The organism is Streptomyces sp. S07_1.15 (assembly GCF_020739505.1).
In the GTDB taxonomy this organism is placed as follows: domain Bacteria; phylum Actinomycetota; class Actinomycetes; order Streptomycetales; family Streptomycetaceae; genus Streptomyces; species Streptomyces xinghaiensis.
In genome coordinates, this window is record NZ_JAJBZK010000001.1 from 4,634,361 (window position 1) to 4,646,409 (window position 12,049).

General features: G+C 73.9%; 8 protein-coding genes. 5 read left to right on the forward strand and 3 right to left on the reverse strand.

What is annotated here, in order from left to right:
- Window positions 1-80: 80 nt before the first annotated feature.
- Window positions 81-2,726, reverse strand: a complete 2,646-nt coding sequence (locus LIX60_RS19960) for a transglycosylase domain-containing protein (RefSeq protein ID WP_227959687.1) — start codon at window positions 2,724-2,726, stop codon at window positions 81-83.
- A 452-nt stretch (window positions 2,727-3,178) separates the two neighbouring features.
- On the opposite strand from LIX60_RS19960, the gene LIX60_RS19965 reads away from it, so the two are divergent.
- The 4 genes from LIX60_RS19965 (at window position 3,179) to LIX60_RS19980 (ending at window position 6,893) form a co-directional block, all read left to right on the forward strand.
- Window positions 3,179-3,922: an ABC-2 family transporter protein gene (locus LIX60_RS19965; protein ID WP_227959688.1), complete on the forward strand. Its 744-nt coding sequence runs from the start codon at window positions 3,179-3,181 to the stop codon at window positions 3,920-3,922.
- A 199-nt stretch (window positions 3,923-4,121) separates the two neighbouring features.
- Window positions 4,122-4,886, forward strand: a complete 765-nt coding sequence (locus tag LIX60_RS19970; RefSeq protein WP_227962838.1) for an ABC transporter permease — start codon at window positions 4,122-4,124, stop codon at window positions 4,884-4,886.
- A 10-nt stretch (window positions 4,887-4,896) separates the two neighbouring features.
- Complete coding sequence (locus LIX60_RS19975) at window positions 4,897-5,994, forward strand: ATP-binding cassette domain-containing protein (RefSeq protein ID WP_265584895.1); 1,098 nt, start codon at window positions 4,897-4,899, stop codon at window positions 5,992-5,994.
- Window positions 5,995-6,140: 146 nt separating this feature from the next.
- Window positions 6,141-6,893, forward strand: coding sequence for a DUF1707 domain-containing protein (locus tag LIX60_RS19980; protein ID WP_227959690.1), 753 nt, complete (start codon window positions 6,141-6,143; stop codon window positions 6,891-6,893).
- A 101-nt stretch (window positions 6,894-6,994) separates the two neighbouring features.
- Here LIX60_RS19980 and LIX60_RS19985 read toward each other — a convergent pair whose 3' ends face one another.
- Both LIX60_RS19985 and LIX60_RS19990 read right to left on the reverse strand, forming a co-directional pair.
- Window positions 6,995-8,530 (reverse strand): oxidoreductase, encoded by a 1,536-nt coding sequence (locus LIX60_RS19985; RefSeq protein WP_227959691.1) that lies wholly within the window; start codon window positions 8,528-8,530, stop codon window positions 6,995-6,997.
- A gap of 66 nt (window positions 8,531-8,596) precedes the next feature.
- Window positions 8,597-9,913 (reverse strand): SGNH/GDSL hydrolase family protein, encoded by a 1,317-nt coding sequence (locus LIX60_RS19990; protein ID WP_227959692.1) that lies wholly within the window; start codon window positions 9,911-9,913, stop codon window positions 8,597-8,599.
- 242 nt (window positions 9,914-10,155) lie between these two features.
- Between LIX60_RS19990 and LIX60_RS19995 the strand changes: the two genes are divergently transcribed.
- Window positions 10,156-11,685, forward strand: a complete 1,530-nt coding sequence (locus LIX60_RS19995) for a DUF445 domain-containing protein (protein ID WP_227959693.1) — start codon at window positions 10,156-10,158, stop codon at window positions 11,683-11,685.
- The last annotated feature ends 364 nt before the right edge of the window (window positions 11,686-12,049 follow it).

Sequence of the window (12,049 nt, forward strand, 5' to 3'; positions counted from 1 at the left end):
CCCTCCCCGGGCCCGGGGACGGGGACGGCTCCCGGCCGTCCCCGGCCCGTCGTCGGACGGATCCCCGGCCCGGCGGCCCGTCAGGTGGTCGTGCTCGCCGTGTCCGCGCCCGCCGTGTCCGTGCCGCCCCCGCCGTCGGTGCCGCCGTCCGTTCCGCCGGTACTGTCCGTGCCGCCGGTGTCTCCGCCGGTTCCGCCGGTGTCACCGCCGGTGCTGCCTCCGCTGTCGGTGCCCCCGTCGGTACCTCCGTCCGTGCCGCCGGTGTCGCCGCCGCTGCCCTTGCCGTCGTCGGTGGGCGGGGGTTCGGAGGCGGTGGGCGGTGCGGAGGTCTCGGGGCCGTCCGTCCCGCCGGTCTCCCCGGTCTCCCCGGGGTTCTCGGCGGCGCCGGTCTCGTCGGTGTCCTCCCAGGGGCCCTCGGCCTCCCCGGCCTCTTCGAACGCGTCGCCCGGTGCGCCCGGGTCGGGGTCGTTCGCGCCCTCCATCGGCTTGAGGTCGAATTTCTTCGCCGGGCTGCCCTTGAGGGCGGCGGCGGTGTACTGGCCCCAGATCTGGGCGGGGTAGCCGCCGCCGTTGATCCGGGCCAGCCCGGTGGCTCCGTAGAGCTTTTTCTGCTCGCCGGTCTCGGAGTCCTGGCCCATCACCGCGACGACGGTGGCGAGGTCGGGGGTGTAGCCGGCGAACCAGGCCGCGCGGTCCTCCTCGGCGGTGCCGGTCTTGCCGGCGGCGGGGCGGCCGGCGGAGGAGGCGGCGGTGCCGGTTCCCTTCTCGACGACGCCCTTGAGGACGGAGGTGGTGGTGTCGGCGGCCTCGCGGCTGACGGCCCGCTCCGTCTCCTTCCGCGGCAGGTCGAGTTCCCGATCGCCCTTGGTGATCTTGGTGACGAGGACGGGTTCGCGGTGTTCGCCGTGGTTGGCGAGGGTGGCGTACGCCTCGGTCATGTCGAGGACGCTGGCGGTGGCGACGCCGAGGGCCACGGAGGGGTCGGGGGTGAGGTCCGGGGTGTCCTCGGGCAGCCCGAGGCCGACGGCGGTGCGGCGGACGGTCGCGGGGCCGACGTCCTGGGCCATCTGCGCGTAGACGGCGTTGACGGACTTGTCGGTGGCCTCGGCGACCGTCAGCCGCCCGTAGCTCCGCTCGTCCTCGTTCTCCGGCTTGTAGTCGGTCGCCCCGGACCGGGCCTGTACGGCGCGGCCGCTGGTGCCGTCGTAGCGGGCGTTCGGTGTGATGGGGCGGCCGTCGAGGGTTTTGGAGCCCTTGTCGACGGCGGCGGCGAGGACGAAGGGCTTGAAGGTGGAGCCGACCTGGTAGTCGCGCCGGGTGGCGTTGTTGACGTACTGCTCGGTGTAGTCGATGCCGCCGTACATCGCGACGACGTTGCCCGTCTTCGGGTCGATGGAGGCGCCGCCGGCCCGCACATAGCGGTCGACCTCGCGCTCCTTCTTGTCGAGCTTGGACATCAGCTGTTCGTCGACGGCTTCGACGAAGGCGTCCTGCCGCTTCCGGTCGATGGTGGTGGTGATGCGGTGGCCGCCCGCTTCGAGGGCGTCCTCGCCGATGATGCCGTGGGCGGAGAGGTACTGCTTGACGGCCTCGACGAGGTAGCCGCGCTGGCCGCTCATCCCGGAGGAGGGCCGCCCCTCGGCGGGGGTGGGGAACTCCATGCGGGAGCGCTCGGAGCGGCTGAGCCAGCCCTCGTCGACCATGCCGTCCAGGACGTAGTTCCAGCGGGCGAGGGCGCGGGCCTTGTTCTCCGGGTGGGTGGCGATGTCGTAGTAGCCGGGGGCGTTGAGCAGCGCGGCGAGGTAGGCGCCCTCGGCGGTGGTCAGGTCCTCGGCGTTCTTGCGGTAGTAGGCGTGCGCGGCGGCCTGGATGCCGTAGGCGCGGCGGCCGAAGTAGCTGGTGTTGAGGTAGCCCTCGAGGATCTCGTCCTTGCTCGTCTCGCGGTCGAGCTTGATGGCGATGATGAATTCCTTGGCCTTGCGGGTGAGGGTCTGGTCCTGGGCCAGGTAGTAGTTCTTCACGTACTGCTGGGTGATCGTCGAGCCGGACTGCTTGCCCTTGCCGGTGGCGGTGTTCCAGGCCCCGCGCAGCATGGCCTGCGGGTCGACGGCCGACTCGGTGTAGAAGTCGCGGTCCTCGGCGGAGAGGACGGCCTGCCGGACGTGTTCGGGCACCCGGTCCAGCTTGACGTTCTGGCGGTTGACGTCGCCGTCGGTGGCGAGCTGGGTGCCGTCGGAGTACAGGTAGACGTTGCCCTGCCGGACGGCGTGCTCGTTGGCGGCCGGGATGCCGACGAGCAGGTAGGCGGTGGCGAAGCCGCCGCTGAGGAGGAGGACGGTCAGCAGGACGCCGCCCAGCACCATCCGCCAGGTGGGCAGGTAGCGGCGGAAGCCGGTGCGCTGCGCGCGGCGGGCGGCGCCGGCTCCCGTACCGGCACCGGAGGCCCCGGCTCCGGCGGCAGCGGTACCGGCCTCGGCGGCAGCGGTACCGGCTCCCTGTCCCTCTCCGGTTCCGTGCGCGGCCCTGTCCGCGTCCTCGTGCCCGGCGTCCCCGGTGCTCCGCCCGTCGTCGCCGCCCGCTCCCGGTGCGGCCACCGGCTCGGTGGGCGCCGGTTCCGGTCGTGTCTCCGGCCCCGGCCCCGGCCCCGGCTCCGGCCCGTTCCCCGGTTCCCGCTCCGGCTCCGGTCCCGGGGAAGGCGGCTTCTGGTGCTGCGGCTCGTCGCTCATATGTCTGGGGACTCCTCGGCCGCCACCGAAGGTTGTACGGCGGCGATCACTGTCGGGCGGGCTGATCAGCGGGCCTGCGCCACGAGGCGGACTGTCGCGTCATCATTTCCGCGTGCTGGGGCCGGGGTGTCCGGCAGCACTGCCGGGACACACCGAAGGCCCTCCCGGGCCACCCTTACGGCTGACCGGATGGCGGAAAAACATGCACGCCCGTCGCACTCGCCGCGCTAGGCTCATCCATTTGGGGCGATTTCGGCGCCGTCCGGCGGCGGCCGACGGGGCCCGACGGGGCCCGGCTAGTGGTCGGTTGCGGCGGGGTGACGAGCGGGGGCGCGGTGCGCGGCGGCGGGGGAGTGCGGCGTGGCGGCGGGCACGGCGGCGGGCACGGCGGCGGGCCGCGGCTGTACGGGGCGGTGGCGGCGGGCGTCTTCCGGCGCCATACGACGTACCGGATGGCCACGGCGGCGGGTGTCTTCACCAACACGGTCTTCGGCTTCATCCTCACCTTCACCTACACGGCCCTGTGGGAGCAGCGGGACGGGCTCGGCGGCTACGGTCTGTCGCAGGCGCTGACCTATGTCTGGGTGGGCCAGGCGCTGCTGATGGCGATGGCCACGATGGGCGGCGGCTTCCAGGACGAGCTGATCGAGCGCATCCGCAGCGGCGACATCGCCGTCGATCTCTTCCGTCCCGCCGATCTCCAGCTGTGGTGGCTGGCGCACGATCTCGGCCGGGCGGCGTTCCATCTGCTGGGGAGGGGGGTGGCGCCGTTGCTGGTGGGCGGGGTGGTATTCGATCTGGCGTTCCCCGGCGGGCCGCTGCTGCGGGCGGCGTTCCTGCTGTCGGTGGTGCTGGGCGTGGTGGTGAGCTATGCGATCCGCTTCCTGGTGGTGCTGTCGGCGTTCTGGCTGCTCGACGGGCAGGGCGTCGTCCAGCTCTCGGCGCTGGTGGCGATGTTCTTCTCCGGGCAGCTGCTGCCGCTGACGGTCTTTCCCGGGGTGCTGGGGGAGGTGGCGCGGATGCTGCCGTGGGCGTCGATGCTCCAGGTCCCCGCGGATGTCTTCCTCGGGAAGTACGGGGGCTGGGAGCTGGCCGGGGCGTACGGGTTCCAGGCCGGGTGGGCGCTGGCGCTGCTCGCGGCTGGGCGGGTGCTGCAGTCGGTCGCGGTGCGGAGGGTGGTGGTCCAGGGTGGCTGACACGCGTCCGCGGACGGCCGGGCCGCCCGGCCCCGTGGCGGCCGGTCCGGCCGGTCCGGACCGGGGGGACCGGGGAGACCGGGGGGACCGGGAGAGCAGGAAGGCTCCGCGAGCGCGGAGGCGGACGCGGCGAGGGGCGGAGGCCGGTGTCCCGCACCGGGCGGCGGCGGGGCTGCGCGCCTATGTCCTGATCACCGCCATGTGGGTGCGCTCGACGATGGTGTACCGGACGTCGTTCCTGCTGACGGCGCTGGGCAACTTCGCCACGACCGCGCTCGACTTCGTCGCGATCCTGCTGATGTTCTCCCATGTGGAGGCCCTCGGGGGCTTCGGCTTCCGGGAGGTCGCCCTGCTGTACGGGACGTCGGCCACCGCCTTCGGCCTGGCGCATCTGCTGCTGGGCGGCATGGACGGACTCGGCGCCCGGGTCCGGCGCGGCAGTCTGGACGCGATGCTGGTGCGCCCGGTGCCGCTGCTGGCGCAGGTGGCGGCGGACGGCTTCAAGCTGCGCCGGATCGGCCGGCTCGCGCAGGGGCTGCTGGTGCTGGGCTGGTCGCTGGCCGTCCTGGAGGCGGAGTGGACGCCGCTGAAGGTGCTGATGGTGCCGGTGACGGTGGTGAGCGGCGCGGCGATCTTCGGCGCGCTGCTCGTCGCGGGCGGTTCCTTCCAGTTCTGGGCGCAGGACGCCGCGGAGGTGCAGAACTCCTTCACCTACGGCGGTACGACGCTGCTCAAGTACCCGCCGACGGTGTTCGCGCGGGAGCTGGTGGCCGGGACGGTTTTCGTGGTGCCGCTGGCCTTCGTGAACTGGCTGCCGGTGCTGTTCGTCCTGGGCCGCGACGATCCGCTGGGCCTGCCGGGCTGGGTCGATTTCCTGTCGCCGCTGGTGGCGGTGGTGTGCTGGGTGCCCGCCGGGCTGGTGTGGCGGGCGGGGCTGGGTTCGTACCGGAGTGCGGGGAGCTGAGAGGCGGAGGATGGACGGCGGGAGCGGCGGGAGCGGCGGGAGCGGGAGGCACGGCGGCAGCGGGAGGCACGGTGGCAGCGGCGGGGACGGCGTGAACGGCGGGGCCGGTCCGGGCGGCGCGGCCGGCGGCGGACCTCCGCTCATCGAACTGGACGGTGCGGAGAAGGTGTTCCGGGTCCGGCGCCGGGTGGGGCGGCTGCGCCGTGAGCGGCGCGAGGTGCGGGCGGTGGACGGCATCTCGTTCCGGGTGCGGCGGGGCGAGATGGTCGGCTACATCGGTCCCAACGGCGCGGGGAAGTCCACCACCGTCAAGATGCTCACCGGCATCCTGGTGCCCAGCGCCGGCCGGGTGCGGGTCGCGGGCGTCGATCCGTCGCGGGAGCGGATGCGGCTGGCGCACCGGATCGGGGTGGTGTTCGGGCAGCGCACCACGCTCTGGTGGGATCTGCCGCTGCGCGACTCGTACGCGCTGGCCCGCCGGCTGTACCGGATCCCGGACGGCCGCTTCCGGGAGAACCTCGACCGCTGTGTCGAACTGCTCGATCTGGGAGCGTTGTTGGACGTCCCGGTGCGGCAGCTCTCGCTGGGCCAGCGAATGCGCGGGGACATCGCGGCGGCCCTGCTGCACGATCCCGAGGTGCTGTATCTGGACGAGCCGACCATCGGCCTCGACGTCCTGAGCAAGGCGAAGGTCCGGCGGTTTCTCGCCGACGTCAACGCCGAGCGCGGCACCACCGTGCTCCTCACGACCCACGACCTCACCGATATCGAGCAGTTGTGCCGCCGGGTGGTGGTGATCGACCACGGCCGGGTGGTGTTCGACGGCGATCTGGACGGGCTGCACGCGGCGGGCGGCAGTGAGCGCGTCCTCGTCGTGGACCTGGAGCGGGAGCTGCCGCCGATCGACCTGTCCGGCGCGGGGCTGCCGGGGGTGCGGGTGGTGCGGACGGAGGGCCCGCGGCAGTGGCTGGCGTTCCCGGCGGGCGGGAGTGCCGCGCCGGTGGTGGCGGCGGTGGCCGCGGAGCATCCGCTGGTGGACCTGTCGGTGCGGGAGCCCGCGATCGAGGACGTCATCGCCCGGATGTACGCGGAGCGGGCGGCCTTCTGAGCCGCCGCCCGCGCGGGGAGGCCCGTCCCGCACGGTGCGCGGACGCGCTGCACGCATGGACGGTCTTCCGGGCCTTCCGGTGCGTTCCGGGCTTTCCCGGCCGGGAACGGTCCGTGCGGGGACGGGAATTGCCTAGGCTGAGGCCCATGATGAGTGAACCTCCTGAACTGCGGGCCTCCGACGCCGACCGTGAACGCGTCGCCGAGGTGCTCCGCGAGGCCGTCGCCGAAGGGCGCCTGACGATGGAGGAGTTCGACGAGCGGCTCGACGCGGCCTACCGGGCGCGCACCTACGCCGAGTTGGAGCCGCTGACCCGTGATCTCCCGGTGGGCGGTGCGGCGGGCCTGCCGGTGGTGCGCGCACCGGGGGAGCCGGCCGCCGCCGGAGCCGCCGGCGAGGTCTCCTGGCCGTCCCGGATCGGCGGCACGCCCAGCTCGAAGTGGGCGGTCGGCATCCTGGGCGGCTTCCAGCGCCGGGGCCGCTGGGTGGCGCCGCGCCGGTTCACGGCCGTGACGGTGATGGGCGGCGGGGAGATCGATCTGCGCGAGGCGCGGTTCGAGGACCGCGAGATCGTGATCCGCTGCTTCGCCGTCATGGGCGGGGTGAACGTGGTGGTGCCGCCCGGGATGGGCCTGGACGTCCGCGGCTTCGGTCTGATGGGCGGCTTCGACCAGAGCAAGGTGGACGAGGGCGATCCGGGTGCGCCGAAGGTCGTGGTCACCGGCTTCGCCTTCTGGGGCGGGGTCGGCACGGAGCGGAAGCTGCCCAGGGAGGAGCGCCGCCGGCTCAAGGCCGAGCGGAAGCAGCGCGAGCTGGAGGAGAAGCGGGAGAAGGGGAAGAAGGGGGACCGGGACCGGGACCGCCTGGAGAAGCGGGAACACCGGGAACTGGAGGACTGAGAGTCAAGACGGCCCGGCCGCCCCGGGGAGGACCACCGGAGCCCTGCGGCCAACCCCCGCCGACGGCCGTCGGGAGACGCGCGTCCGGACGGGGGCGCGGGTCAGGTCTTGTTCAGCGTGCGCGTCACGCCCGCGACGACGGCCGTCGTAAGGACCCACCCTGCCGCGATCAGGGCGTAGGCCAGCCACGCGGGGGCCCCTCCGGTCCAGTACCAGGCGTTGCGCTGGCCGAGACCGCCGATGGGGATGAGCAGGTCCAGGGTGTAGACGAGAGCACTGAACGGGGCGCCCTCGCCGGGCTGCGCCGCCACCGGGGTGTGGGCACCGAAGACGCCCGTGCCGAGGAGGGCCAGGGCCGCGAGCCACACTCCGGCGAGCCAGGGCCGGTAGCCGTAGCCGACGGTGCCGTCGAGCAGGTATCCCCAGGCGCGTCCGGCCGGGCGCAGGGTGCGGCGGCGATGGCGCTGCTTGGCCAGCAGGACCCGGCGGGTGTCGTCGTCGTGGCCGATCTGCCGGTACCAGCCGGCGAGTTGCTCATACGGCTGCGGGGCGTAGGCGGGTTCCCGCCGGATCCACGCCAGGCGGTGGCCGACGGCTTCCCGCCCGGCGTCGTCGTCGCCGTGCAGGTCGCCGTAGACGAAGCCCTGCAGGCGCACGGTGTCCGGCCAGGCGTCCCGGTGGTCGTGCAGCGCCGTGACGCGCGCGCCCCGGAGGTCCACCGCGCCCGACGGGGGGACGGCGGGGGTGAGGACGAGATCGTCCGCGTGCATCCGTGCGCAGTCCAGTGCGGTGTCCCCGCCGCCGAGGACGGCGCCGTCGAGGGTCAGCTGGCCGGATATGGTGGCGCCGCGCAGGCGCACCGCTCCCCGCGCGGTGAAGCCCTGTGAGCAGACCAGGGTCGCGATCGTCGCGTTGTCCGCGAGGAGGGCCGCGTCTCCGGGGTTGCGGCACTGCGCCTTCTCCATGAACAACCCGCCGGAAAGCTGCGCTCCCAGCAGCCGCAGACCGCCGTCGGCGGTGAATCCGCCGCGGCAGAACACGGCTCCGCCCATGACGAGGCCGCCGGCGAACAGCGCCCAGTCGCCGGGGGCGGACAGACGCGCGCCGCTGAGGATCAGCTCGCCGGTCACCTGCGCGTTCATGAGGGAGAGCCGGCCCCGGAGGGTTGATCCCCGCAGATCGAACCGGCCTTCGACGCGGGCCATCGCGGCGTCGATGCCGCGCAGTCGGCTGTGGGCGATCGTGATGGTCCGGGTGGAGGCTCCGTGGAAGCTGATGTCCTCCTCGAAGCGGCACTCCTCGAACCGGATCCTGTGCGCGATCTCCGCACCGCCGAGATCGAGACGGCCGCTGATCCGGGCGCCGGCCAGCCTCAGGGCCGGGACCGATCCCGGCTGCCCCGGGTGTCCGCCGAGCAGCAGGGCCGCCAGCACCGAGGCGCGGACCGTGCGCCCGGGTCCCCAGGGCTCATCTCCGTCTCCCGCTTCGGCCCCGTCCCCTTCGTCGGCTCTGGCCCCGGCGACGGCTCCGTCCGGGCCGTCGCCGTGCCGTCGCGGACGCAGGTCCACCGTACGGCCTTCGGGGAAGGCGTCCCACAAGTAGCGCTCGGGCGCGGTCAGTTCCTCGTAGGGCAGCACTCGGCCAGGGTATCGATCAACGCCCGGGGCGCCGGGCGCCCCCGGCAGCCCCCGGACCCGGGCGGCTCAGAGCCGGGCCGGGGCCGAGCCGCGCAGGTCGCTCAGCTTGATCGTGCGGGCCATCTCCCGGTAGCCGTCGTCGCTGGGGTGGAGGTGGTCGCCGGAGTCGTAGGCGGGCAGCAGCCGGTGCGGCTGGGACGGGTCGCGCAGGGCCAGGTCGAAGTCGGCGACGGCGTCGAACACCCCGCCCGCGCGGATCGCCTGGTTGACCTGCTGCCGTACGGCCTCGGTCCGCGGCCCGTACCCGCGGTGGCCGCCGAACGGCAGGAGCGTGCCGCCGACGACGGGCACCCCGCGCCCGTGGGCCTGCCGCACCATCTGCCGCAGCCCTTCGACGATCCGACGGGCGTCCAGCTGGCGCGGTGTCTTGAGGATGTCGTTGATGCCGAGTTGGACGACGGCCACCCGCACCCCGCTCCGGGCCATGACGTCGCGTTCGAAGCGGCTGAGCCCGCTGGGGCCGTTGTTGGGGGAGAAGCGGCTGCCGTCGATGAGGACGCGGTTGCCGCTGATGCCCTGGTTGAGCACGCCGTAGCGGGGCGCGCCCGATTCCTCGCGGAGCCGCTCGGCGAGGAAGTCGGGCCAGCGGTGGTTGGCGCCGGCGGTGGAGGTGATGCCGTCGGTGATGGAGTCGCCGAGGGCGACGAGGGTGCCCTGGGCCTCGGTGCTGTAGACGTCGACGCCGGTGAGGTAGCGCCAGTAGGGGCTCTGCTCGGTGTACGCGGTGCCGCGCGGGTCGCCCGTCCGGTCGCCCTCGGCGAGGTAGGAGGTCTGCCGCGCGTACGGGTGGTAGGTGACGGGGCCGGAGGGGGTCGGCGAGTAGGTGGAGACGAGCAGGTCGGCGGCGGCAGGAACGTTCAGCCGCACGGGGTCGCTGACCACGGCCTGCCCGGCCGGTATGGAGACCGACGGGCGGCCGGAGAACGTCAGCCGGCGCATGCTGCCGGAGGCCGCCGTCGGATTGCTGGGCGCCGCGGCCAGGGCGATGGTGGCCCCGGTGATGGAGAGCGGCCGGGTGCCGTAGAGGTTGGAGAGCTGGATGCGGGCGGCGCTGCCGCCGATGCTGGTGTGCACGACGTTGCGGATGGACTTGCCCGCGTGGCCGTGGAAGGAGTTGGGCTCGGCCGCGGCGGGTGCCGTGGCCCAGCTGCCGACCCAGCGGCCCGAGACGGCCGGGGCGGCCGAGTTGCGCTGCTGCCGGGTGGCGGCGCTCGGGTCGCCCACCGACCGGTCGCCGCCCACTCCGACGAATATGGTGACGGAGATGAGCACCACCACCGCCGCGAGGGCGGCGAGCAGGGCATAACCGTTCCGCTTGGTCACGCGCGGTTTGTCTCCTCGTACGAGGGAGCTGCCTGCTCCCGTTGGTGCGTTCCCCGGTCGGGGGCGGCGAGTTGGCGGCTCTCCGCCGGGTTGCTCCATGATCCCACGACGGGATCACGTTTCTGATAAGGGGCCGCTTCGATCAGCTCCGCCCGGGAAGACGCGGGGAACCCGTGGTGCGTTCCACTCGTGAGCGGTGCAGGGACAATGCGACGGAGGACAGGCGCGAACGGGTGGAGTGGATGGAACGGAAAGAGCCGGACGAATCCGGTGAAGCGGACGGCGCGGGCCGCACGGGCGGTACGGGCGGTACAGGCGGTGCGCGAGGTGCCCGAGGTGCGCGGGAAGGGCGCGGTACGGGACGCGGGGACGGCGCGGCCGGCCCGGCGGCCGGTGTGCCGGGTCCGCCCGGCGGCACCGGCGCGGCCGGGCGGACGGAACCCCCGGGGCCGTCCGGGTCCTCCGCGCTGCCCGGCCCGCCCGCGTCCTCCCGGGGCCGGGGAGGCGGCGGCCTCACCTACAGCGCCGCCGACGAGGAGAAGCGCCGCGGCGTCCGCCGGATGAAGACGACCGCGACCGGCCTGCTGGTGCTCGTCGCCGTGGTCTACGCCCTCGCCGAGTGGGCGCACTCCGCCGGGGCCGGGGCCTGGGCGGGCTATGTGGCGGCGGCCGCGGAGGCCGGCATGGTGGGCGCGCTCGCCGACTGGTTCGCGGTGACGGCCCTCTTCCGCCATCCGCTGGGCCTGCCCATCCCGCACACCGCGATCATCCCCACCAAGAAGGACGTCCTGGGCCGCAGCCTCGGCGACTTCGTGGGCGAGAACTTCCTCTCCTCCGAGGTCGTACGGACCCGGCTGCGCGCCGTCGGCATCAGCAGCCGCCTCGGCGGCTGGCTCACCGAGCCGGCCAACGCCGAACGCGTCACCGCCGAACTCGCCACCGCCCTGCGCGGCGCGCTGACCGTGCTCCGCGACTCCGACGTCCAGGCCGTGGTCGGCGAGGCGATCACCCGGCGCGCCGAGGCCCGGGAGATCGCGCCGAGCCTGGGCGTCATGCTGGACAAGGTCGTCGCGGACGGCGGCCACCACCGCGTCGTCGACCTGGTGTGCGTACGCGCCCACGACTGGTTGGTGCTGCACAACGAGTCGGTGATGACGGCCGTCGCGGGCGGCGCCCCCAACTGGACCCCGCGCTTCGTGGACCGCAGGGTCGGGGAGCGCGTCTACAAGGAACTGCTGCGCTTCTTCCGCGAGATGCGCGACATGCCCGACCACCCGGCGCGTGGCGCGGTGGACCGCTTCCTCACCGACTTCGCGGCCGACCTGCGCGACGAGCCGGACACCCGCGCCCGCGTCGAGCGGTTCAAGAACGAGTTCCTCAACCGTGACGAGGTGCAGGACCTGATCGCCTCCACCTGGAACGCCGTCCGCCGCATGGTCGTCGCGGCGGCCGAGGACGAGAGCAGCGAACTGCGGGTACGGGCCCGCACCGGGCTGCTGTCCCTCGGAACGCGGATCTCCACGGACGCGCGGATGCGGGAGAAGGTCGACGGCTGGCTGGAGGACGCGGCGGTGCACGTTGTCACGACGTACCGCGACGAGATCACCTCGCTGATCACGGAGACCATCGCGAGCTGGGACGCCAAACACACGACGAAGAAGATCGAGGCCCACATCGGGCGCGACCTCCAGTTCATCCGCATCAACGGCACGGTGGTCGGCGCCCTCGCCGGTCTGGTGATCTACACGGTGAGCCGGGGCTTCGGGGCGTAGCGGGGCCGGAAGCGGCCGGCTGCCGGGCACAGGGCGCGGGACGGGGGCGGGCCGGCGGGCCGGGCGGCCGCGGCCCGGCCGCCCGGGTCGCGGGCGCGGGCCCAGGACCGCAGGCCCAGGACCGCAGGCCGCGGGCGTGAGCCCGGGCGGTGCGGCGCACTGGCAGCCGCGCCCGTCCCGCGCCCGGTGGGGCGCAGGCGGCCCCCGGTCCGGGGCGTTGTCCCCGGGTCCGGCCGGGAGGCCGCGGAAAAACTTCCGCAGCTCACGGGCGTTCCGGGGGACACTGGGGAGCCCGGGCCACCCCCGGCAGCGTCCACCCTCCCGCAGGAGAACAACCACCGTGCCCCGCAAGCCCCGCAGCAAG